Source organism: Shinella sp. NM-101 (assembly GCF_021401195.1).
GTDB lineage: Bacteria > Pseudomonadota > Alphaproteobacteria > Rhizobiales > Rhizobiaceae > Shinella.
Genome location: NZ_JACBFT010000001.1, coordinates 597,920 through 618,855, shown reverse-complemented (window position 1 = coordinate 618,855; position 20,936 = coordinate 597,920). Strand labels below are relative to the sequence as shown.

The following is a 20,936-nucleotide window of genomic DNA, read 5'->3' as shown; positions in this document are numbered from 1 at the left end:
TCGATAGCCTCGATTAGACTGCCATCAAAACATTGAGAAAATACGGCGCATTCATGCAAATTGTCCTGATTGAGACATTCCTCGACCTGATGGAAACGCGCAATTTCAACCGCACGGCGGAGCGGTTGAACATCACGCAATCGACGGTCACGCACCGCATCAACGCCCTGGAGGCGATGTTCGCGCGAAAGCTCTTCGCGCGCAACAAGGGCGGCACCCAGCCGACCGCTGCGGGCCTGCGCTTCCTCGATCACGCCAAGGCCCTCCAGCACCAGTGGCACGAGGCGGCGCGGGCGGTGGAGACGGCGGGCGCCTACGAGCGCTCCATGCGCATCGGCCTCCAGCACGACCTTGCCGCCCACTATGCCGGCGACTGGCTGGCGGCGGTGCGGAAGGAACTGCCGGCGACCTCGATCTACCTGGAAGTGGACTATTCCAGCCAGATGAACCGCGACCTCGGCGCGGGCGACCTCGACCTCGCCATCCTCTTCACGCCGCACTACCTGCCGGACCTCTACCACGAGCGGATCGGCGAGGTGCGCTACGAGATGGTGAGCAGCACGGTGAGCCGGATCGAGGACGTGAAGCCGGAGGATTATATCCAGGCCGTCTATTCGCCCGCCTTCGACCGGCTGCACCGGCAGGCCCATCCCGCGCTTTCGACGGCGCCGATCGCCAGCGGCGAGACGACGGCGATCCTGGCGCTGATGCAGAAGCTCGGCGGTTCGGCCTTCGTGATGGAGGCGGATGCCAGGCGCCTGCTGCGCAGCGGCGCGGCGAGCCGCGTGGCGGGCGCCGAGCCGATCGCCCAGGCCGTCTATGCCGCCGTCAACGTGCGCACCCGCCACGCCCACCAGCACCGGCGCATCATCGCGATCCTCCAGGCCCTGCTTGCGGGTTGAGCATTGAAACCGCGCCGGGCGATGCCTATTAACGGGGAACCCGAATCCATCAAGGAGCTCCCATGGCCGCCCGCGACCGCTATTCGCGCAAACTCGAATGCGCCATGTGCGGCAATTCCGGTTATGCCGAAGTCTCCGAGGACGACATGCCCAACCGGGCGCATCCGGATTTCGCGGTGGATTCGCTGCCGCGCGGCTTCCTGACCGAACGCCCCTCGAAATATCCGGAAAAGCACATGATCCGCTGCCGCTGCGGGCACATCTTCAAGTTCCAGCAGAAGACGGTCTATGCCGAGGGCGGCGAGCCGCGGCGGTAAGTCCGCCCGAATGCTGCGGCGTTGCGGCAGGCCGCATCCCTACCGCCCGCGACCGCTCCTCAGCGCCTCGGCCAGCCCGACGAAATCGCGCGCCGCCTGCGGCAGGCTGGAGCCCTTTCGCCAGACCATGCCGATCTGCACCACCGGCAGCGCGCCGGAGACGTCGCGGCTTTCGATGCGGTCGCCTTCCAGCGACCAGGGGCGGTAGACGAGGTCGGGCAGGAGCGCGATGCCCGCGCCTGTCGCCACCAGGCTGCGCACCGCCTCCACCGAGCGGGTGCGGAAGGCGACGTGGGGCCGCGCGCCGAGCGCGCTCAGCAGCTTGCCGGTATTCTCCTCGATTTCGTCGACCGTCAGCATGATCAGCGGCTCCTTGGCGATGTCGCTGACGGAAATGATGTCGGCCGAGACGAGCGGGTGGCCGATGGGCAGCCAGAGCCGGTAGGGCGAGGTCTCGATGATCTCCGCCTGCAGCGCCATGCGGTCGCGCAGGTTCGAGATGACCATGACGGCGACGTCGAGTTCCCCGCCGACCAGCAGGTGTTCCAGATAGGAGCCGTTGTCCTCGATGGCGCTCACCTCGATGCCGGGAAAGGCGCGGCGATAGCGCGAGAGCAGGTCGGAGAGCACGTAGCCCGCCACGAGCGAGGTGACGCCGAGATTGAGCTGGCCCTTTTCCGGCGCCCGGTTGTCCGAAAAGGAACTGCGGGCGTCGGAAACGTTGGCGAGGATCTTCGTCGCGTGGCGCAGGAACTGGTGGCCGTTGTGCGTCGTCGTCAGTCCGCGCGGATGGCGCTCGAACAGCTCGACGCCGAGATCCGATTCGAGCTCCTTGATCGCCTCCGTTATCGAGGACTGCGAAATGGAAAGGTGCTGGGCGGCGCGCGTGACGGAGCCCTGTTCCGCGACGGCGACGAAATACTGCAATTGCCGGAAGGTGAAAGCCATGGCGGCACTTAATAGGACGGGCGGCGGGGAGGCAAGGCGGGCGGCTGCGGATGCGCGTCGCCCGCAGTTCCCCGCCCGCCGTTTCCGCGATAAGCTTCGCAGCAATACGAAAGCCTGAGGAGGGGACATGCCGCCGTTCGAGATGATGCTTGCCTTTTTCGTGACGACGGCGGTCTTCGCCTACATGCCCGGCCCGGCGATGCTCTATGCGGCGGCGCAGACGATCGCGCGCGGCCGCCGCTCCGGCCTGATGGCGAGCCTCGGGATACACCTTGGCGGCTATGCGCATGTGGTTGCCGCCGCCGCGGGCCTCACGGCGCTTTTCCATGCCGTCCCGGCGCTCTATCTCGCCGTCAAGCTGCTCGGCGCGCTCTACCTCGTCTGGCTGGGGATCCGCATGTTCCGGGCCAAGGCACAAGCGCCGGCCGGTCCCGGGGCCGAGCTTCCGGTCGAGCCTGCGCGCAGGAATGGCTGGCGCGCCTTTGCCGAGAGCGTTTCCGTCGAGGTCCTGAACCCCAAGACGGCCATCTTCTTCCTCGCCTTCCTGCCGCAGTTCGTCGATCCGGCGGCGGCCCTGCCGGTCTCAGTGCAGCTTCTCGTGCTCGGCGCTGTCGTCAATCTCATGTTCACCTCCGCCGACATCGTCTGCGTGTTGCTGGCAGGCGCCGTCGCCGGGCGCCTGAAAGGCTCGGCCCGGGTGCAGAAGACCATGCAGCGCATCGGCGGCACGATCCTTGTCGGCCTCGGCCTGAATCTCGCCTTCCAGAAGACCTGAGCGCCCGGAAACCCTGCCATGACCGAACGACCCATGCCGACAGAGGCGGGCATTCTCGCCTTCCACAAGCGCTGCGAGGATTTCTACCCCGCCGATGCCGTCGATGCCGACATCGGGCAGCAGCGCGCCTGGTACGACGCGCTCTGCGCCGCCTTCGACGCGCCGCCGCCGGAAGGCATGGTCAAGCAGGACAGGCTCGTGGCGGGCCGCATTCCGGTGCGCCGCTACTGCCCGGCGCGGGTGAGAAGCCAGACGCGGCTCTTCTACATACACGGCGGCGGCTTCGTGGTCGGCTCGCTGGACAGCCACGACGCCATCTGCGCCGAGATTTCCGAGGCGGCGGGGGCGGAGCTCGTTTCGGTCGACTACCGTCTCTCGCCGGAACATGTCTGGCCCGCCGCCTTCGACGATTGCTGGGCGGTGCTGGTCGAGCTTCTGCTGGAGAACCGCCCCGTCGTCGTGATCGGCGACAGCGCGGGCGGCAACCTTGCCGCGGGCATCGTGCTCAAGGCGCGCGACGAAGGGCTGAAGGGCATTGCCGGGCAGGCGCTCGTCTATCCCGGCCTCGGCGGCGATCTCGTGTCCGGCTCCTACGCGGCGATGGCCGAGGCGCCCGGCCTTTCGACGGCCGACGTCGCCTATTACCGCGAGGTCTACAAGGCGCCGGAGGATGCCGCGCATGCCTTTCCGCTGCGGGCGGAAAATCTTGCCGGCCTGCCGCCCGCCTTCATCACCGGCGCCTATTTCGACCCGCTGCGCGACGATGCGCGGGCCTATGCCGCGCGGCTCATCCTTTCCGGCGTGCCGGTGGAATACCGCGAGGAGCGGCAGATGATCCACGCCTGGCTGCGTGCCCGCTTCATGAGCGAGGGCGCGCGGGCCGGCTTTGCCGCGCTCTGCGATGCCGTGCGCCGGATGGCCGGTCCATGAGCGGGCTGACCGATCTCGACGAACTGCTGAGGACGATGGAGCCCGCGCTTGCAGCGGGAACCTTCGTCTACGCCTGCGTGCCGGCCGCCGATCTTGCGGCGCATCTTTCGCGCGAACCGGTCGGCCTTTTCCGGGAGGAGGAGGGCGTGACGCTGATCCTGCCGGCCGCGGCCGCGGAAGGGCTTGCGGCGAGCCCGCCGATGCGCATGATCACGCTTACCGTGCACTCCTCGCTGGAGGCGGTGGGGCTGACGGCCGCCTTCGCCACGGCGCTGACGAAGGCGGGCATCAGCGCCAACGTGGTCGCCGGCTATCACCACGACCATATATTCGTGCCGGAGCGGGATGCCGACCGGGCGCTTGAGGCGCTGCGCGCCCTGTCGCGCACGACGATTGAGAATAAGCGCGATGACGGCCCGGCGGTTCTCTGAGGCCTTGCCGGCCTCCCCGAGCCGAACCTCCGGGATGTGATTTTCATGCAGGCGGTCGCGCCTGAGGCATGTGCCTCATCCTGGCCCGGTTTCCGCATGGAAGGAAGCCGTTTTTCCATCCCCTTCTCCTGATGGGGGAGACGGGAGGGGCGGCAAGGTCTGCATTCGATATGGGATAGCGCCCTGTCGCAAGTGGGCAGGCGGGGCGTTCCCATGAACGCGTATTGCTTGAGGAAATGCATATCCCTTCGCCCTGCCTGCGGGGCGAAGGTGGCCGACGGGCCGGGCCGCGAAAAAGAACGGGCGGCCCTGGCCGCCCGCCTTCGTCAGTTGCCGGCGCTTTCCATGCGCCGCGTCGTCAGCACCCGCTCCAGCCAGCCGATCTCCATCTCGGGAACGGATTTGAGGAGAAGGTCCGTATAGTCGTCGAAAGGCGGCGAGAGCACCTTCGACTTGGGCCCGAAGCGCACAAGGCGTCCCCGGTGCATCACGGCCACGCTGTCGGCGATGGCTCGCACGATGGCGATGTCGTGGGTGATGAACATGTAGGAGACATGCGTTTCCTCCTGCAGCTTCAGGAGGAGCTTCAGGATGCCCTCGGCCACCAGCGGGTCGAGCGCGGATGTCGGCTCGTCGCAGAGGATGAGCTCGGGCTTGGCCGCCAGCGCCCTTGCGATGGCGACGCGCTGCTTCTGGCCGCCCGAGAGCTCGGCCGGGTAGCGGTCGGCGAAGCGGCCGCCCATCTCGATCTGCTCCAGCAGTTCCTTCACCCGCTCCGTCTTCTCCCGGCCGCGCAGGCCATAGTAGAAGGTGAGGGGGCGGCCGATAATGTCGCGCACCGTCTGGCGCGGGTTCATCGCGGTGTCGGCCATCTGGTAGATCATCTGGATGCGGCGCAGTTCGTCGTTCGACCGGCCCTTCAACGCCTTCGGCAGGGTCTTGCCGTCGAAGCTGATCGTGCCCTCCTGCGGCGGCAGGAGGCCGGTGATGACGCGGGCGAGGGTGGACTTGCCCGAGCCGGATTCGCCCACCACCGCCAGCGTCTGGCCCTTCGGCAGGTGCAGCGAGACGTCCTGCAGCACCTTGAAGCAGTTGGAATAGCCGGCGGTGACGTTCTCCACCTTCAGCAGCGTGTCCGACTGGTCGGGCGCCTCGTCCCGGCCGATGCCGCGCACGTTGACGAGGGCACGGGTATAGTCCTGCGTCGGCGCCTCGATGATCTGCTGCACCGAGCCGTATTCCACCATCTTGCCGTGGCGGAGCACGAGGATGTCGTCGGTGATCTGCGCCACGACGGCAAGGTCGTGGGTGATGTAGATCGCGGCCGTGTGGGTCTCCTCGATGGCGTGCTTGATGGCGGCGAGCACGTCGATCTGCGTCGTCACGTCGAGCGCCGTCGTCGGCTCGTCGAAGACGATGAGCTCGGGATTGGGGCAGAGCGCCATGGCGGTCATGGCGCGCTGGAGCTGGCCGCCGGAGACCTGGTGCGGATAGCGCTGGCCGAAGGTTTCCGGGTTCGGCAGGCCGAGCACCTTGAAGAGGTAGAGCGCGCGCTTTTCCGCATCCGCCCGGCTCATGATGCCGTGTTTCAGCGAGGCCTCGATCACCTGTTCGCCGAGCCGGTGGGCGGGGTTGAAGGCCGCGGCCGCCGATTGGGCGACGTAGCAGACCTTCGCGCCGCGCACCTTGCGGATGCCCGACGGCGAGAGCTTCAGGAGGTCCTCGCCGTTCAGCTTCACCTCGCCGCCGGTGATGCGCACCCCGCCGCGCCCGTAGGCGAGCGCGGTGAGGCCGATGGTGGACTTGCCGGCGCCGGATTCGCCGATGAGGCCGAGCACCTTGCCCTTCTCGACGTCGAAGTTCACGCCTTCGACGAGGGTGACGGTGCGTGGCGGTTCGCCCGGCGGATAGCTGGTCGCCTCGATCCTGAGATTGCGGACGGAAAGAAGATCAGGCATCGCCGCGTCCCCCCTTGAGGCTCGAGGTGCGTTTCATCAGCCAGTCGACGACGAGGTTGACGCAGATGGCCAGCCCCGCGATGGCGCCGCCCGGAATGAGGGCGGCCGAGATGCCGAAGATGATGCCGTCCTTGTTGTCCTTCACCATGCCGCCCCAGTCGGCGGCCGGTGGCTGGATGCCGAGGCCGAGGAAGGAGAGGGTGGAGAGGAACAGGATCGAGAAGGCGAAGCGCAGGCCGAATTCGGCAAGCAGCGGCGAGAGCGTGTTGGGCAGGATCTCGCGGAAGATGATCCAGCCCGTGCCTTCGCCGCGCAGCCTTGCCGCCTCCACGAATTCCATGACCGCGACGTCGAGCGCGACGGCGCGGCCGATGCGGTAGACGCGCGTGGAATCGAGGATCGCCATGACGAGGATGAGGATCCAGAGCTGCTGCGGCAGCACGGCCAGTACGACGAGGGCGAAGATCAGCGTGGGGATCGCCATCATCAGGTCGTTGAAGCGCGAGAAGGCCTGGTCGACGAACCCGCCCGTCACCGCCGCCGTGAAGGAGAGCAGCATGCCGAGCGAGAAGGAGAGCACGGTTGCCGCCAGCGCCACGAAGATCGTGGTGCGGGCGCCGAAGATCAGCCGCGAGAAGAGGTCGCGGCCGAGATTGTCGGTGCCGAGCAGGTAGTCGCCGCCCATCGGCTGCCAGACGGAGCCGACGATCTGGCTTTCGCCATAGGGGGCGATGAAGGGGGCGAAGAGGGCGCAGAAGAGGGCGAGGACGATGCCGATTATGCCGATCCATGCGCTGATTGGGATGGTGGAAAGTCTCATCGCGGATGCCTCAATCTGGGGTTCGCGACGATCGCGAGGATGTCGGCGAACATGTTGAGGAAGATGTAGAAGGCGGCAAAGATCAGGCCGCAGGCCTGCACGACCGGCATGTCGCGCACCGTCACGGCGTCGACCATGTACTGGCCCATGCCGGGATAGACGAAGACCACCTCCACGACGACGACGCCCACCACGAGATAGGCGAGGTTGAGCGCGATGACGTTGATGACCGGGGCCACGGCGTTCGGCGCCGCATGCTTGGCGATGATCCGGATGCCGCTGAGACCCTTGAGTTCCGCCGTCTCGACATAGGCCGAGGACATGACGTTGAGGATCGCCGCCCGCGTCATGCGCATCATATGGGCGAGCACGACGAGGACGAGGGTGGCGGTCGGCAGCGCGATGGCGGACAGGCGCTGGCCGAGCGTCATGCTGTCGTAGACCGTCGCGGGGAAGGTCGCAACGCCCATCTGCACAGCGAAGAACAGGATCAGCAGGTAGCCCACGAAGAACTCGGGAAGCGAGATCGCCGCAAGCGAGATGACGTTGATGATCTTGTCCGGCAGTCGGTTTCGGTATTGCACCGCGAGCATGCCGAGGCCGACGGCCAGCGGAACCGATATGATCGCCGCGAAGAAGGCGAGGAACAGCGAATTGCCGAGGCGCTTGCCGATCTGCTCGCTGACCGATTGCTTCGAGGCCCAGGACTTGCCGAAATCACCCTGGACGGCGCCGCCGAGCCACTTGAAGTAGCGGGTTGTGGCGGGCTGGTCGAGGCCGAGGTCCTTGCGGATGTTCTCGACGGCCTGGGGCGTTGCGGACTGGCCGAGATAGGTCGTCGCGAAGTCGCCGGGCAGGGCTTCCACGCCGCCGAAGATCATCAGCGACACGGCGAAGAGCAAGGCCACGCTGAGAGCAAGGCGTTGCAGGATGAGCGCCACGAGGGGACTGCTCTTGCTGAATTTCGCCCAGAACGAAGGCGCGCCTTCGACGACTGGGGTTCCGCTGGACGCAACCGACCCGGCAACGCCGGCAGACTGCGGGGTATCCCCCGCAGCCGCCGTTGCTGTCAGCTCCGGACCGTGCGCCGGTCCGCCGCCGGTCATCAGGCGTCGAGCCACACGCGGGTTGCGACATAGCCGTTCGACATGTCGTTGCCGATGTCGTGGACGTAGCCCTTCACGTTCTTGCCGCAGGCGTTCACGAAGTCGTTGAACATCGGCAGGATCAGGCCGCCCTCGTCACGCACCATCATGGCCATGGTGCGGTACATGTCCTTGCGCTTGGCCTCGTCGAGCTCGGAGCGGGCTTCCAGCAGCAGCTTGTCGAAATCCTCGCGCTGGAAGCGGGTGTCGTTCCAGTCCGCCGTCGAGAGATAGGCGGTGGAATACATCTGGTCCTGCGTCGGGCGGCCGCCCCAGTAGGAGGTGGAGAACGGCTGGACGTTCCAGACGTTCGACCAGTAGCCGTCGCCGGGCTCGCGCTTGACCTCGATCTCGATGCCGGCCTTCTTGGCGCTCTCCTGGTAGAGGACGGCGGCGTCGACGGCACCCGGGAAGGCGACGTCGGAGGTGCGCAGCAGCACCGAGCCGCTGTGGCCCGACTTCTTGTAGTGGAAGGCGGCTTTGTCCGGGTCGTAGGCGCGCTGCTCGATGCCTTCCGGGAAGAGGGCATAGGTCTCGTTGATCGGGAAGTCGTTGCCGATCTTGCCGTAGCCGCCGAGCACCTTCTCCAGCATCGTCTCGCGGTCCATGGCGTATTTCAGCGCCATGCGCAGGTCGTTGTTGTCGAACGGCGCCGTGTTGCAATGCATGATGAAGACGTAATGGCCGCGGCCGGAGGTGGAGAGGATCTCGACCGTCGGCGCGCGCTTGAGGAGATCGACGGTCTTCGGGTCGACGCGGTTGATGTAGTGCACCTGGCCGGAGGAGAGGGCGGCAACGCGCGCCGTGGCGTCGTTCATCGCGATCATCTCGATCGTGTCGACGAAGCCGCGGTCCTGGCGCCAGTCGTCCTTGTTGCGCTCGAAGGTGGCGCGCACGCCGGCCTCGAAGCTCGTCACCTTGTAGGGGCCGGTGCCGATCATGGCGTTCGGATCGTCGAGGCCGCCATTCGGCTGGATGACAAGGTGGTAGTCGGTGAGGAGCAGCGGCAGGTCGGCGTTGCCTTCCGTCAGCACGAGCACCAGCTTGTCGCCGTCGGCCTTGATCTCCTTGATAGACTTCATCACGCCGAGCGCGCCCGACTCCGACTTCTCGTCGGTGTGGCGCTGCAGGGTCTTTATCACGTCGTCGACGGTCAGTTCCTTGCCGTCGTGGAATTTCACGCCCTTGCGGATGGTGAAGGTCCAGGTGGAGGCGTCGGCGGACGGCTCCCAGGATTCGGCGAGCGCCGGCACGGGCTGGCCGGTCAGCGGCTCGGATTCGACCAGCATGTCGCCCCAGTTGCGGCCGACGACGAACATGAACTGCGAGAGGGCCTTGGCCGGGTCCTTGGAGTCCGTGGCGGCGGCGCCTTCCAGGCCGAGCTTGAGGTTGCCGCCGCGCTTGGGCTCCTGGGCCCTGGCGGCGGTGTCGAACAGCGTGCCGGCGGCGGCGAGCGTGATGCCGAAGGCGGCGGCGCGGCCCATGAACTCGCGGCGGTTCATCTTGCCGAGCGTGACCTGGCCGGTGAGGTATCTGGTGTAATCAGTCATTCCCCTGTTCCCTTTTGCTGGCCCTGTGGTGGGCATTTGTCGTTATGATTGGCAGAATTTCTGTTTTTTGCCTCCAAGGCAACCGTGCGGGCGGCTTTTATGCCGGCGCCGGCGCTTTCACGTCTTTCTTACCCCTCCTTTTTCCACCGCCCCGCGGCCTGTTTTCCACAAGCCGCCTCCAAGCGGGCGGCCTTGAGATTCCAATCCTGTCGAGCAACGCGCCTGATGCGGGGCCTCGTCCTCAACGTCCCTTCCAGACGGGGTCGCGCTTTTCCGCGAAGGCGCGCGCGCCTTCGAGCTGGTCCTCGCTGGAATAGAGAATGTCGACCGTGCGGAACTGCCGCCTGGTGATCCTGTTCATCGTCGTCTGGAAGGCCTCGCCCTCGGCGGCGCGCACGACCTCCTTGATGGCGGCGTAGACGAGCGGCGGGCCGCTTTCGAGCAGGCGCGCCAGGTCCCAGGCCCGGTCCATGAGCCTGTCCGCCGGCAGGATCTCGTTGACGAAACCCCAGCGGTGCGCCTCCTCGACATCCAGCCAGCGACCGGTCAGCAGCATGTCCATGGCGATGTGGTAGGGAATGCGCTTCGGCAGCTTGATCGAGGCGGCATCCGCCACGGTGCCGGAGCGGATTTCCGGCAGGGCGAAGGTCGCGTGCTCGGCGGCGAGAATCAGGTCGGTGGAGAGCGCGATCTCCAGCCCGCCGCCGCAGCAGATGCCGTTGACCGCGGCGATGATCGGCTTGTTGAGGTCGCGCAGTTCCTGCATGCCGCCGAAGCCGCCGACGCCGTAGTCGCCGTCCACGGCGTCGCCGGCGGCGGCCGCCTTGAGGTCCCATCCCGGACAGAAGAATTTTTCTCCTGCCCCGGTGATGATGGCGACGCGCAGGGTCTCGTCGTCGCGGAAATCGGCAAAGATCCTGCCCATGACGCGGCTGGTCGCAAGATCGATGGCGTTCGCCTTGGGACGATCGATCGTGACTTCGAGGATGCCGCCTTCGCGGCGCTGTCTTATCGGTCCGGTCATGGGTTTTTCCTCAGACGGATCAGGGCGTCGGCCGCGACGACACCGTCGCCGGCGGGCAGCACCATTATAGGATTAATGTCAAGTTCTTCGATTATTGAAGCGTTTGAAACGACATAGGATGCCGCTGATGCGACGGCGGCGACAAGGGCGTCCATATCGCCCCTCGCTCCGCAGCGATAACCGGCGAGGAGCCTGGCGACCTTGAGGCCGGAGATCGCCGCGCGGATCGCGTTCTCGTCGGCCGGCAGGGTCAGGATCGCCGAATCCTCCAGCAGTTCCACGAGGATGCCGCCCGCGCCGACGGTGAGCACCGGGCCGGCGACGGGATCGCGCATCGCGCCGACGATGAGCTCGGCGACCGGCCTGCCCACCATCTTCTCCACGAGGAAACCCGAGGCGACGCCGGCCATGGCCCTTGCTGCATCGAGGACGGCCTCGCGGCTGGCGAGGTTGAGCTTGACCGCGCCGGCTTCCGTCTTGTGCGCAACGCCAAGGCCTTTGAGCACGACGGGAAAGCCGAGCGTTTCGGCAGCCTCGGCGGCGGCTTCCGCCGTTGCGGCGGTCAGGCCCTTCGGCACCGGCAGGCCGTGGGCGGCGAGGGCCTGCTTGGCCTCGTGCTCGGTGAGCGTGATCGCCTCGCCTTCGCCGGCCGGGGCCTTGAGCAGCGGGGCGGAGAGGGGCTGCGACCAGGCTTCGCCGATGCCGGCGGCAGCCTCCGCTGCGGCAAGGGCCTCCTCGATGCCGTAGAAGGGGACGACGCCGTTGCGCATCAGCATCTCGGCGGTCTCCTCCGGCAGGTTCTCGCCCATGCTGGCGACGATGCCGGCATTTTCTCCGGTCGCGCGCGCGGCGTCGATGAGGGCCTCGCAGGTGGTGATCCAGTCGGCCGCGTCGCAGCGGTCGAGGCGGGGGAAGTCGAGGACGACGAGGTTCAGCGCGTAGCCGCCCCGCATCATCGTGGTGAAGGCGGCGGTCTGCTTCTCGCGGTTGCCCCAGACGAAGGTGTGGTAGTCGAGCGGGTTGGAGATCGTCACCATCTGGCCGAGCGTTTCGCGCAGCGGCTGGCGCTGCTCCGGCTTCAGGTCGCGGTAGACGACCTTCCGCTTCACCCCAGCATCCGCCATCAGCGAGGCCTCGCCGCCCGAGCAGGACATGGAGGAGATGTCGTGGCTCGGCAGCGGGCCGGCGATGTGCAGCAGCTTCAGCGTTTCCAGCAGTTCCGGCAGGGTCTCGACACGGCCGATGCCGAGGCGGGAAAGCAGCGCCGAGGAGACGGCGTCGTTGCCGGCGAGCGAGGCGGTGTGCGAGACGGCGGCAAGCTGCGCCTGTTCCGACTTGCCGACCTTCAGCGTGACGACGGGCTTCTTCAGCTCGCGGGCGCGAAGGCCGAGGCGCTCCAGCGAGGCGAGGCTGTCGAAGCCCTCGATATGCAGGCCGACGGCGGTGACGCGCGGGTCTTCGAGCACGGCTGAGGCGAGGTCGGCAAGGCCGGTCTGCGCCTGGTTGCCGGCCGTCAGGATATAGGCGAGCGGCAGGCCGCGCTGCTGCATGGAGACGTTGCAGGCGATGTTGGAGGATTGCGTGAGGACGGCGACGCCCTTCTCGATGCGCAGCATGCCGTGCTGGTCGGGCCAGAGCAGGGCGCCGTCCAGCATGTTGATGAAGCCGTAGCAGTTGGGGCCGAGGATCGGCATATCGCCGGCGGCGTCCACCAGCGCCTTCTGCAGGTCGTCGCCGTCGGCAAGCTCGCTGACGGCCTCGCGGAAGCCCGAGGCGTAGCAGACCGCGCCGCCCGCGCCGCGCGCCGAAAGATCGCGGATGATGCCGATGGTGAGTTCGCGGTTGACGCCGACGAAGGAGGCGTCCGGCGCGCCGGGTAGGTCTGCGACCGAGCGGTAGCATTTGCGGCCGAGGATTTCCTCCTCGCGGGGGTGTACCGGCCAGATCTCGCCGGAAAAGCCCATCTTGTCGCACTGGTGGATGACACGCCGGGCTTCCTTGCCGCCGAAGACGGCGATGGATTTGGGGCGGATGAGGCGGTCGAGGGAACGGGTCATGCTGGGGCTCCGTCATGGGGCAAGACCCCTACCCAACCTCTCCCCACAAGGGGGAGGGACTTAACGGGCCGCGCCGCTTCCCGCCCTCGCGCCGATCCTGCCAGCAGCGGCGTTTTCAATAATATGCAGCGGGAGCGGCATCGTAAGTCCCTCCTCCTTGTGGGGAGAGGTTGGGAAGGGGTCTTCATCGCCATGCCCATCCTCAAGCCCCCAGCGGCCGCAGCAGGTCGCGGCTGATGATGTGCCGCTGGATTTCCGACGTGCCGTCCCAGATGCGCTCGACGCGGGCGTCGCGCCAGAAGCGGGCGAGCGGCAGGTCGTCCATCAGGCCCATGCCGCCATAGATCTGGATCGCCTCGTCGGTGACGCGGGCGAGCATCTCCGTCGCGTAGACCTTGGCCGAGGCGATCTCGCGGTTCGACGGCAGGCCCTGGTCGAGGCGCCAGGCGGCCGACAGCGTCAGCAGGTCGGCGGCGTCGATCTCGGTGATCATGTCGGCGAGCTTGAAGGAAACGCCCTGGTTCGCGCCGATCGGCTTGCCGAACTGTTTTCGCTCGGCCGCGTAGTTCAGGGCGTAGTCGAAGGCGCGGCGGGCCCGGCCGACGGAGGTGGCGGCGACGGTGAGGCGCGTCGCGTAGAGCCAGTCGTTGGCGATGTCGAAGCCCTTGTGCACCTCGCCGAGGATCTGGGCGGAGGGCAGGCGGCATTCGTCGAAGGTGAGGATGCAGTTCTTGTAGCCGCGGTGCGAGACGGAGTTGTAGCCCTCGCGGATCTCGAAGCCGGGTGTGCCGCGGTCGACGAGGAAGCAGGTGATGAGCTTCTTCCTGCCGCGCGGCGTGTCCTCCTCGCCGGTGGCGATGAAGACGATGACGAAATCGGCGATGTTGGCGTGGCTGATGAAATGCTTGGTGCCGTTGACGACCCAGTCGTCGCCGTCTTTCCGGGCAAAGCACTTCATGCCGCGCACGTCCGAGCCGGCGTCCGGCTCGGTCATGGCCAGCGCATCGAATTTCTCGCCGCTGACGGCGGGCAGGAGGTAGCGTTCGCGCTGCTCGTCGTTGCAGGCCATCAGGATGCCGGAGGGGCGGCCGAAGAAGACCGTCAGCGCCATCGAGCCGCGGCCGAGTTCACGCTCGACCAGTGTGAAGGATGTGTGGTCGAGGCCAGCGCCGCCGACCTCTTCGGGCATGTTGCAGCCGAAGAAGCCGATCTCCTTGCACTTGCGGGCGATTTCCAGGCCGAGTTCCGGCGGCACATGGCCGGTGCGCTCGACCTCGTTCTCGTGCGGGTAGATTTCCGTTTCGACGAAGGCGCGGACCGTGTCCACGATCATCTGCTGTTCGTCGGTGAGTGCGAAATTCATGGTATTCCCCTCGTTTGTTTTGCCCCTCATCCGGCTGCCGCCACCTTCTCCCCGCAGGCGGGGAGAAGGGATTTGCCGCGCCGTTTTCCTCCATTCCCGAGCCTGCTTTGGGCAGGTCCCCTCTGCCCGCTTGCGGGGAGAGGGTTAGGGTGAGGGGCCCCGTTCTTACTGCGCTTTCTTTTGCCCGACGCTGCGGCCCGCACCCTCCGGCACGGCCAGCTTCGCATGGGCTTCGGCAATCGGCGCGATCTTCGCCAGCACCTCGGCGGGCGCGTCGGCGCTCTTGCCGGCCTCCGAGTCCACGTGCACCATCATCTGCTCCGCCGTCGCGATGACGTCGCCGGTTGCCGCGTCGTGGATGCGGGTGAAGAAGTGCAGTCGCTTCCTGTCCGAGGAAAGCAGCTGGAGCGTCGTGTAGAGCGCCTGGCCGAGCCTGGCCTCGCCGAGATGGCGGATGTGGGTTTCCACCGTGTAGTAGCTGTGGCCGGCCTCGACATAGGCGAAGTCGACGCCGATGAGGCGCAGCAGCGCGTCGGACGTATCGCCGAAGAGCTGGAGATAGCGGTGCTCCGTCATGTGGCCGTTGTAGTCGACCCAGGCGGCGTTGACCCGGGTGTCGACGAGGCGGAGCGGTTCGGCGGCGGACACCTCGACCTTCGCCTTGCCGGCCCTGGCCCACAGGTGCTGCTCGAATTCGGCGAGCAGCTTGCCGGAACCCCAGCCGCGACCCTCGTCGCCCGCCTTCAATGCGTGCATGATGCCGACGAGGTTCTGGTCGCGGATGCGCTCCAGCTCGCGGATGCCGCGCGCGCCGGACTGGGCGTCCGACTGGTTCGCGATCTTCTCCACCAGTTCGTCGTTGAGGTCTACGACGTCGGTGAGCTTCGTCCAGGGCCAGGAGAGGCAGGGGCCGAACTGGGCGAGGAAGTGGCGCATGCCCGCCTCGCCGCCGGCGATGCGGTAGGTCTCGAACATGCCCATCTGCGCCCAGCGCATGCCGAAGGAGTAGCGGATCACGTCGTCCAGCGTTTCCGTGTCGCAGATGTCGTCCTTGATGAGCCATAGACCCTCGCGCCAGACGGCTTCGAGCAGCCGGTCGCCGACGAAGGCCTCGATCTCCTTGTTGATGATCACGCCCTTCATGCCGATGGGGGCGAGCTTGGCTCTGGCATCCTCCAGCACGGCGCGCGACGTCTTCTGGCCGCCGACGAGTTCGGCGAGCGGCAGCAGGTAGACGGGGTTGTAGGGATGCGCCACGAACAGGCGCTCGGGATGCTTCATGTCCCGCTGGAGATCGGTCGGCATCAGGCCCGAGGTGGAGGAGCCGATCAGGGCGTCGGGCTTTGCGGCGGCGTCGATCTGGGTCAGGACGCCACGCTTCAGCTCCAGCCGCTCTGGCACGCTTTCCTGAATCCAGTCAGCGTCTTCGACGGCTTCGTGAATGCTCTTGCAGAAGGTGACCTTGCCCTTCGGCGGCAGGGGCGCCATGGTGAGCATGCCGTAGGCGCGCTCGGCATTGGCCATGACCTCGCCGATGATGCGCTCGGCTTCCGGATGCGGGTCGAAGACCTTGACGTCGATGCCGGCCAGCGCAAAGCGGGCGACCCACGCGCCGCCGATGACGCCGCCGCCGACGCAAGCTGCCTTGTTGATGGTGGTCGTGCTCATGCGTTCCCTCAATTCGTTATGTGTGCGGGCGTCGCTGCCCCTCATCCGCCTGCCGGCACCTCTCCCCGAGGGGAGAAGGGAGTTGTGGCGAAGCCCCGGCCTGTTTCCCTTCTCCCCGCCGGGGAGAAGGTGCCCGAAGGGCGGATGAGGGGGCTTGCGCTTCCTGTCCGGTCAGCTACGCGGCGCGCGCTTCGTCAGCTTCAGCTTCTCGCGCACTTCCGCCGGCCCGATGACGCGGGCGCCCATGCTTTCGATGATGGTGACGGCCTTGTCGACGAGCTGCGCATTGGTGGCGAGCTGGCCCTTGGCGACATAGAGGTTGTCTTCGAGGCCGACGCGGACATTGCCGCCGGCAAGCACGGCCGCGGCCGGATAGGCCATGGCGTTGCGGCCGATGGAGAAGGCGGAGAAGGTCCAGCTGGAGGGCACGTTGTTGACCATCGCCATATAGGTGTTGAGGTCATCGGGCGCGCCCCACGGAATGCCCATGCAGAGCTGGATGAGCACCGGATCCTCGATGACGCCTTCCTCGACGAGCTGCTTGGCGAACCAGAGATGGCCGGTGTCGAAGGCTTCGATCTCCGGGCGCACGCCGAGGTCCGTCATCATCCGGCCCATGGCGCGCAGCATGGATGGCGTGTTGGTCATCACGTAGTCGCCGAGCGAGAAGTTCATCGTGCCGCAGTCGAGCGTGCAGATTTCCGGCAGGCATTCGGCGACGTGGGAAACGCGCTCGGTGGCCCCGACCATGTCGGTGCCGGCGGGGTTCAGCGGCAGCGGCTGTTCGACATTGCTGAAAGTCATGTCGCCGCCCATGCCGGCCGTGAGGTTGAGGACGACGTCGACCTCTGCGTCGCGGATGCGCTCGGTCACCTCGCGGTAGAGATCGTTGCGGCGGCTCGGCGCGCCGGTTTCCGGATCGCGGACATGGCAGTGCACGACGGCGGCGCCGGCTTTCGCGGCCTCGATCGCGGATTCGGCGATCTCCTTGGGTGAGCGTGGAACGTGGGGGGATTTGCCGGCGGTGTCGCCGGAGCCGGTGACGGCGCAGGTGATGAAGACGTCACGGTTCATGGCAAGAGGCATTGTCGTTCTCCCGGTATTCTCATTGAGGCCATTACGGGCCAAGAGAAGGCGCAGTGCTTTCACTTTTCGGATCCATCCTTGACAATTCAAGAGCCAGGCGGCCAAGCTCCCGCCATGCTCGATCCCTCATCCGACACGCTCGACATCGACATCCTGGTGCTGCCCGAGACGAACCTCATCCTCGTTGCCTCGGTGATCGAGCCGCTGCGTGCCGCCAACCGCATCTCGGGGCAGGAGCTTTACCGCTGGCGCATCTTCTCGCCGGACGGGGAGCCGGTGGAGACGCGCAGCCGCATCCCCGTGCCCGTGGACGGAGTGTTCCGGCCGGAGCGGGAGACGGCGCCGCTCTTCGTGCTTTCCAGCTATCAGTGGCAGATGAGTGCGACATCCCTGTTGCGCCGCCAGCTCTCGCAGACGGCCCGCCATCGCAGCATGATGGCGGGCATCGAATCGGGAAGCTGGCTGCTCGCCGAGGCGAGCCTGCTCGACGGCCATTCCGTCACCACCCACTGGGAGGACATGGAGGACTTCGCCTCGCGCTATCCGCAGATCGCGGTGATGCGCGAGCGCTACGTCATCGACGGCAAGCGCATCACGACGGGCGGCTCGCTGCCGACGCTGGACCTGATGCTGGAGATCATCCGCCGGCGGCAGGGCTATTCGCTGGCGCTCGAGGTCTCGCGCCAGTTCATCTACGAGCACGAGCGCACCGGCGGGCTGCTGCAGGTGCCGGCGCTCGGCAACATGCGCGTGGCGGACCAGCGCGTCAGCCAGGCGGTGCGGCTGATGGAGGAGACGGTGGACGCGCCGCTGACGCTGGCGCGGCTGGCCAGGCGCGTCGGCGTCAGCGCGCGGCATCTGCAGGATCTCTTCCAGGAAGCGATGGGCGTCGCGCCGCACCGGCATTACCTTGCGCTGCGCCTCAACGCGGCCCGGCGCAGGGTGATCGAGACCAGGGCGGAATTCGCCGACATCGCCGCGCTCACCGGCTTCAACTCCTCCTCCGCCTTCTCGCGCAGCTACCGTGCGCACTATCACGAAAGCCCGACGGAGACGCGGCGACGGCTCAGGGCCGGGGCGAAAGGCTAGGGCGCGGACAGGAGCGCGATCATGGCGTCCGCCGCCTGCCGGGAAAGGGCGTCGCGCGGCCAGACGAGGCTGAGCGACTGCTGGTAGGCTTCATCCAGCGGCAGGAGGGTCGGGGGCGGGGCGATATTGGCGACGGAGTGCTCCGGCAGGATGGAGAGATGGCCGTGGTCCAATACGAGGTTGATAATGACGGGGATCGAATCCACCTCGACCAGCGTCAGGCGGGCGCGTTCCGCCGGTGACAGCGTCGCTTCCAGGAAACGGTCCGTCATCTGCCTGAGGCCGCTGCGCGGGCTCGGCACGGCGATGGGGCGCTGCCGCAGGAGGGCGGCGACGTCGTGCGACCTGCCCAAGGTGCGGGGGCCGGCGAGGGCGAGCCGCGAGCGGCCGATCAGCCGGCCGTCGAATTCGGCGGGGTAGCGGTCGGTGTCGAGCAGGACGAGGTCGAAGCGGCGGTTCTTCAGGCCCGAGACGAGCTCGTCCGCGGTGGTGGAGGCAAGGAAGAGCGGCTGGCGCGGGCGGGCGGCGCGCCAGCCGACGGCGAGGCGCGCGAGCATGGCCGCGATCTCGCTCTCATGGCCGAAAGGGATGACGGTGCCGAGCCGCCAGGTGGCGGCGCTGCGGCGGAAGCGCTCGGCGGAGGCGGCGGAAAGCGCGTCCCAGGCCGTGGCGATGCGCTCGGCGAGCGCCAGAGCCGCGAGGCCGGCCGCGGTGCAGCTTATGCCCTTCGCCGAACGGTCGAGCAGCGCGCGGCCGACGGCCGCCTCCAGATGGCTGAGCTGGCGGGTGAGCTGCGGCTGGCCGAGGCCGAGGCTTCTGGCGGCGGCATTGATGCTGCCGGCCCTTGCCGTTGCGGCGAAGCGGGCAAGGGCGGACAGCGAGACGGCGGGGACCGCCCCTCCGCCGCCGAGGGCGGCGAGGCCTGCGGCTGCGCGGGCGATCTCGGTAAAGTGCGGCAGGCGGGCTTCGGCCTCCAGGGTCGGCACGAGGGCCTGTCCCTCGCGGCGTGCAAGGGGCACGGAAAGGGCGGCTTCCACCCGGCGCAGCGCGGCGCTGGCGCTGGAGGCGGGACGCCCCGCACGGGCGGCTGCCCTGCGGATGCCGCGTTCTTCGAGAATGCCCTGCACAAGGCAAAGGGTGGATAGATCCACGGGCGGGTCCTCCGGCTTCCGTCATCCGTTCGGCTTGTAGCATGAAGCGTACGGATTTTGGGATATACGTTCGGGCCGTGTTCCGCATAACATCCGCCCCTGGTTTCCATGCAAAGCGAACGGGACGCCGTTTGCGCATTTTTCCTCGAATTGCTTCACACAGGCTTTTTGAAACATGCTCGCTTCCGCCGATACGCTCTATCTCACCGGACAACCGCTGGACTTCGCCGTGCTGGAGGCGATCGGCAGCGGCGCCTGGCGGCCGGTCGCCTGCGAGACGGGGATGGGCCGTGTCCGCATGACGCGCCGCGTGATCACCGACCGCCTGGCCACGGGCCTGCCGATCTACGGCGCCAATACCGGCGTCGGATCGATGAAGGACAAGCTGTGGACGGCGGACGATCTCGTCGAGTTCAACAACAATCTCGTGAAGGCGCACCATTTCGGCACCGGCGAGCCCTTCGCCCTGCCGATCGTGCGCAAGGCGATCGCCATTCGCGTCAACACCGCGCTCGGCGGCTATTCCGGCTGCAGCCCGGAGCTCATCGACGCCTTTCTCGGGCTGCTCAAGCGGGACGTCGTGCCCGTCGTGCGGCGGCACGGCTCGATGGGGTGTGCGGACATCGGCCTGATGGGGCAGGTCGCAGCCGTGCTGACGGGCGAGGGCGAGGCGTGGTACGGCGGCGAGCGCCTGCCGGCGGCCGAAGCGCTGAAGCGCGCGGGCCTCGCCCCCTACCGCATGCAGCCGCGCGATGCGCTGGCGGCGCTCAGCGTCAATGCCATCTCGCACGCGGCCGCGGCCAATGTGGTGCGCGAGGCGGCCAAGGCGATCCGCAACCTCATGGTGACGGGCGTTCTATCCTCGCTGGCGCTCGGCGCGTCTGCCGATCCCTGGCGCGTGGCGGCGCGGCTTTCGGCCCATGGCGAGGCGCTGGCGGGGTGCTGGTTCGAGGCGCAGGTGGCCTCGGGCCACTGGCCGACGCCCTCGGCGATCCACGATCCGCTGAGCCTTCGCATGACCGCGCAGGTCTTCGGCGCCAGCCTCGATACGCTGATGAATGCGGCCGAGCGCATCGTCGAGGCGACGGCGCAATCGGACGACAATCCGGTCGTGCTCGACAATCACGTCATGGCCTCCGGCGGCTCGCTGCCGCTGTCGACCACGCTCTATGTCGAGGCGGCGCAGACGGGCTTTGCCCATCTCGCCCGCAACGTGCTGAACCGCTGCGTGCTGCTGTCCAACGGCGTCAGGCGCAACCTGCCGGTCAATCTCGTCGCGCCCGGCGAGACGGCGACGGGCTTCGGGCCGCTGCTGAAGCTCGCCGTGGAGCTCTACATGCGCATCCAGTCGCTGGCCGTGCCGATCTCGGCGCAGTCCATCGTCGTTGCCGGCGGACTGGAGGAGGAGGCGACCTTCCTGCCGCTCATCGTCGAACGCATGGAAAGCCAGGTGCGCGACCTCCACCAGCTCGCGGCGCTCGAGGCCATGCTCTCCGCCCAGGCGGTGGACCTTGCCGGCGACAATGTCGAGGGCGTGGCGGCCATCGCCTACCAGCGCACGCGGGCGATCACCCCCTTCTATCGCAAGGACAGGCCGCTCTCCGCCGAGATCGAGGCGCTCGACCGCGACCTTGCCAGCCCCGAGGCGCTCGCCGCCTTCGTCGAGGCCGCGCCCATGGCGGATTTCGACGCCTTCTTTGCCCTCAAGCCCTGACGGAGACC

At 67.4% G+C, this 20,936-nt stretch carries 18 protein-coding genes; 7 read left to right on the top strand and 11 right to left on the bottom strand.

Annotated elements, in window-relative coordinates; all coding sequences use genetic code 11:
- Positions 1–53 precede the first annotated feature (53 nt).
- Both L0976_RS02955 and L0976_RS02950 read left to right on the top strand, forming a co-directional pair.
- Complete coding sequence (locus L0976_RS02955; protein WP_234186026.1) at positions 54–902, top strand: LysR family transcriptional regulator; 849 nt, start codon at positions 54–56, stop codon at positions 900–902.
- Positions 903–964: 62 nt separating this feature from the next.
- The gene (locus L0976_RS02950; RefSeq protein ID WP_203319400.1) at positions 965–1,219 is read left to right on the top strand and encodes a hypothetical protein; all 255 of its coding nucleotides are present in this window, start codon (positions 965–967) and stop codon (positions 1,217–1,219) included.
- A 39-nt stretch (positions 1,220–1,258) separates the two neighbouring features.
- On the opposite strand, the gene L0976_RS02945 is transcribed toward L0976_RS02950, so the two are convergent.
- Positions 1,259–2,167 carry a LysR family transcriptional regulator gene (locus L0976_RS02945; RefSeq protein WP_203319399.1) on the bottom strand — a complete coding sequence of 303 codons (909 nt, stop codon included), beginning with the start codon at positions 2,165–2,167 and terminating at the stop codon, positions 1,259–1,261.
- 127 nt (positions 2,168–2,294) lie between these two features.
- On the opposite strand from L0976_RS02945, the gene L0976_RS02940 reads away from it, so the two are divergent.
- The 3 genes from L0976_RS02940 to L0976_RS02930 are packed head-to-tail and all read left to right on the top strand — an operon-like array spanning position 2,295 to position 4,303.
- Positions 2,295–2,942 (top strand): LysE family translocator, encoded by a 648-nt coding sequence (locus L0976_RS02940; RefSeq protein WP_234186025.1) that lies wholly within the window; start codon positions 2,295–2,297, stop codon positions 2,940–2,942.
- 18 nt (positions 2,943–2,960) lie between these two features.
- Complete coding sequence (locus L0976_RS02935; RefSeq protein WP_234186024.1) at positions 2,961–3,872, top strand: alpha/beta hydrolase; 912 nt, start codon at positions 2,961–2,963, stop codon at positions 3,870–3,872.
- Entirely contained in the window at positions 3,869–4,303 is a 435-nt protein-coding gene (locus tag L0976_RS02930) for an ACT domain-containing protein (protein ID WP_234186023.1), read from the top strand. Before L0976_RS02935 ends, L0976_RS02930 begins: the two co-directional genes overlap by 4 nt.
- 326 nt (positions 4,304–4,629) lie before the next feature.
- On the opposite strand, the gene L0976_RS02925 is transcribed toward L0976_RS02930, so the two are convergent.
- The 9 genes from L0976_RS02925 to L0976_RS02885 all read right to left on the bottom strand — a co-directional run bounded on the left by L0976_RS02925 (position 4,630) and on the right by L0976_RS02885 (position 16,974).
- The gene (locus tag L0976_RS02925; RefSeq protein WP_234186022.1) at positions 4,630–6,261 is read right to left on the bottom strand and encodes an ABC transporter ATP-binding protein; all 1,632 of its coding nucleotides are present in this window, start codon (positions 6,259–6,261) and stop codon (positions 4,630–4,632) included.
- Entirely contained in the window at positions 6,254–7,081 is an 828-nt protein-coding gene (locus L0976_RS02920; protein ID WP_234186021.1) for an ABC transporter permease, read from the bottom strand. The genes L0976_RS02925 and L0976_RS02920 overlap by 8 nt, the downstream gene beginning before the upstream one ends.
- Positions 7,078–8,187, bottom strand: coding sequence for an ABC transporter permease (locus L0976_RS02915; RefSeq protein WP_203319770.1), 1,110 nt, complete (start codon positions 8,185–8,187; stop codon positions 7,078–7,080). The genes L0976_RS02920 and L0976_RS02915 overlap by 4 nt, the downstream gene beginning before the upstream one ends.
- Complete coding sequence (locus L0976_RS02910) at positions 8,187–9,776, bottom strand: ABC transporter substrate-binding protein (protein WP_203319393.1); 1,590 nt, start codon at positions 9,774–9,776, stop codon at positions 8,187–8,189. The genes L0976_RS02915 and L0976_RS02910 overlap by 1 nt, the downstream gene beginning before the upstream one ends.
- A gap of 241 nt (positions 9,777–10,017) precedes the next feature.
- Complete coding sequence (locus tag L0976_RS02905) at positions 10,018–10,800, bottom strand: carnitinyl-CoA dehydratase (protein WP_234186020.1); 783 nt, start codon at positions 10,798–10,800, stop codon at positions 10,018–10,020.
- Entirely contained in the window at positions 10,797–12,857 is a 2,061-nt protein-coding gene (locus L0976_RS02900; RefSeq protein ID WP_234186019.1) for an acetate--CoA ligase family protein, read from the bottom strand. Before L0976_RS02900 ends, L0976_RS02905 begins: the two co-directional genes overlap by 4 nt.
- Before the next feature lie 202 nt (positions 12,858–13,059).
- Positions 13,060–14,220, bottom strand: a complete 1,161-nt coding sequence (locus L0976_RS02895; protein ID WP_234186018.1) for an acyl-CoA dehydrogenase family protein — start codon at positions 14,218–14,220, stop codon at positions 13,060–13,062.
- Positions 14,221–14,385: 165 nt separating this feature from the next.
- A complete protein-coding gene (locus L0976_RS02890) occupies positions 14,386–15,888 on the bottom strand; it encodes a carnitine 3-dehydrogenase (RefSeq protein WP_234186017.1) in 1,503 nt (500 codons plus the stop codon).
- Positions 15,889–16,059: 171 nt separating this feature from the next.
- Positions 16,060–16,974, bottom strand: coding sequence for a 3-keto-5-aminohexanoate cleavage protein (locus L0976_RS02885; protein WP_234186016.1), 915 nt, complete (start codon positions 16,972–16,974; stop codon positions 16,060–16,062).
- A 114-nt stretch (positions 16,975–17,088) separates the two neighbouring features.
- Here L0976_RS02885 and L0976_RS02880 point away from each other — a divergent pair, with 114 nt between their 5' ends.
- Entirely contained in the window at positions 17,089–18,063 is a 975-nt protein-coding gene (locus L0976_RS02880; protein WP_234186015.1) for a GlxA family transcriptional regulator, read from the top strand.
- On the opposite strand, the gene L0976_RS28725 is transcribed toward L0976_RS02880, so the two are convergent.
- A complete protein-coding gene (locus L0976_RS28725) occupies positions 18,060–19,214 on the bottom strand; it encodes a LysR family transcriptional regulator (RefSeq protein ID WP_234186014.1) in 1,155 nt (384 codons plus the stop codon). The genes L0976_RS02880 and L0976_RS28725 overlap by 4 nt on opposite strands.
- A gap of 175 nt (positions 19,215–19,389) precedes the next feature.
- Between L0976_RS28725 and L0976_RS02870 the strand changes: the two genes are divergently transcribed.
- Complete coding sequence (locus L0976_RS02870) at positions 19,390–20,928, top strand: aromatic amino acid lyase (protein ID WP_234186013.1); 1,539 nt, start codon at positions 19,390–19,392, stop codon at positions 20,926–20,928.
- Positions 20,929–20,936: the final 8 nt, after the last annotated feature.

Coding starts and splice junctions, on each gene's coding strand:
- L0976_RS02955 (WP_234186026.1), top strand. CDS start 54: ATGCAAATTGTCCTGATTGAGACATTCCTCGACCTGATGGAAACGCGC.
- L0976_RS02950 (WP_203319400.1), top strand. CDS start 965: ATGGCCGCCCGCGACCGCTATTCGCGCAAACTCGAATGCGCCATGTGC.
- L0976_RS02945 (WP_203319399.1), bottom strand. CDS start 2,167: ATGGCTTTCACCTTCCGGCAATTGCAGTATTTCGTCGCCGTCGCGGAA.
- L0976_RS02940 (WP_234186025.1), top strand. CDS start 2,295: ATGCCGCCGTTCGAGATGATGCTTGCCTTTTTCGTGACGACGGCGGTC.
- L0976_RS02935 (WP_234186024.1), top strand. CDS start 2,961: ATGACCGAACGACCCATGCCGACAGAGGCGGGCATTCTCGCCTTCCAC.
- L0976_RS02930 (WP_234186023.1), top strand. CDS start 3,869: ATGAGCGGGCTGACCGATCTCGACGAACTGCTGAGGACGATGGAGCCC.
- L0976_RS02925 (WP_234186022.1), bottom strand. CDS start 6,261: ATGCCTGATCTTCTTTCCGTCCGCAATCTCAGGATCGAGGCGACCAGC.
- L0976_RS02920 (WP_234186021.1), bottom strand. CDS start 7,081: ATGAGACTTTCCACCATCCCAATCAGCGCATGGATCGGCATAATCGGC.
- L0976_RS02915 (WP_203319770.1), bottom strand. CDS start 8,187: ATGACCGGCGGCGGACCGGCGCACGGTCCGGAGCTGACAGCAACGGCG.
- L0976_RS02910 (WP_203319393.1), bottom strand. CDS start 9,776: ATGACTGATTACACCAGATACCTCACCGGCCAGGTCACGCTCGGCAAG.
- L0976_RS02905 (WP_234186020.1), bottom strand. CDS start 10,800: ATGACCGGACCGATAAGACAGCGCCGCGAAGGCGGCATCCTCGAAGTC.
- L0976_RS02900 (WP_234186019.1), bottom strand. CDS start 12,857: ATGACCCGTTCCCTCGACCGCCTCATCCGCCCCAAATCCATCGCCGTC.
- L0976_RS02895 (WP_234186018.1), bottom strand. CDS start 14,220: ATGAATTTCGCACTCACCGACGAACAGCAGATGATCGTGGACACGGTC.
- L0976_RS02890 (WP_234186017.1), bottom strand. CDS start 15,888: ATGAGCACGACCACCATCAACAAGGCAGCTTGCGTCGGCGGCGGCGTC.
- L0976_RS02885 (WP_234186016.1), bottom strand. CDS start 16,974: ATGCCTCTTGCCATGAACCGTGACGTCTTCATCACCTGCGCCGTCACC.
- L0976_RS02880 (WP_234186015.1), top strand. CDS start 17,089: ATGCTCGATCCCTCATCCGACACGCTCGACATCGACATCCTGGTGCTG.
- L0976_RS02870 (WP_234186013.1), top strand. CDS start 19,390: ATGCTCGCTTCCGCCGATACGCTCTATCTCACCGGACAACCGCTGGAC.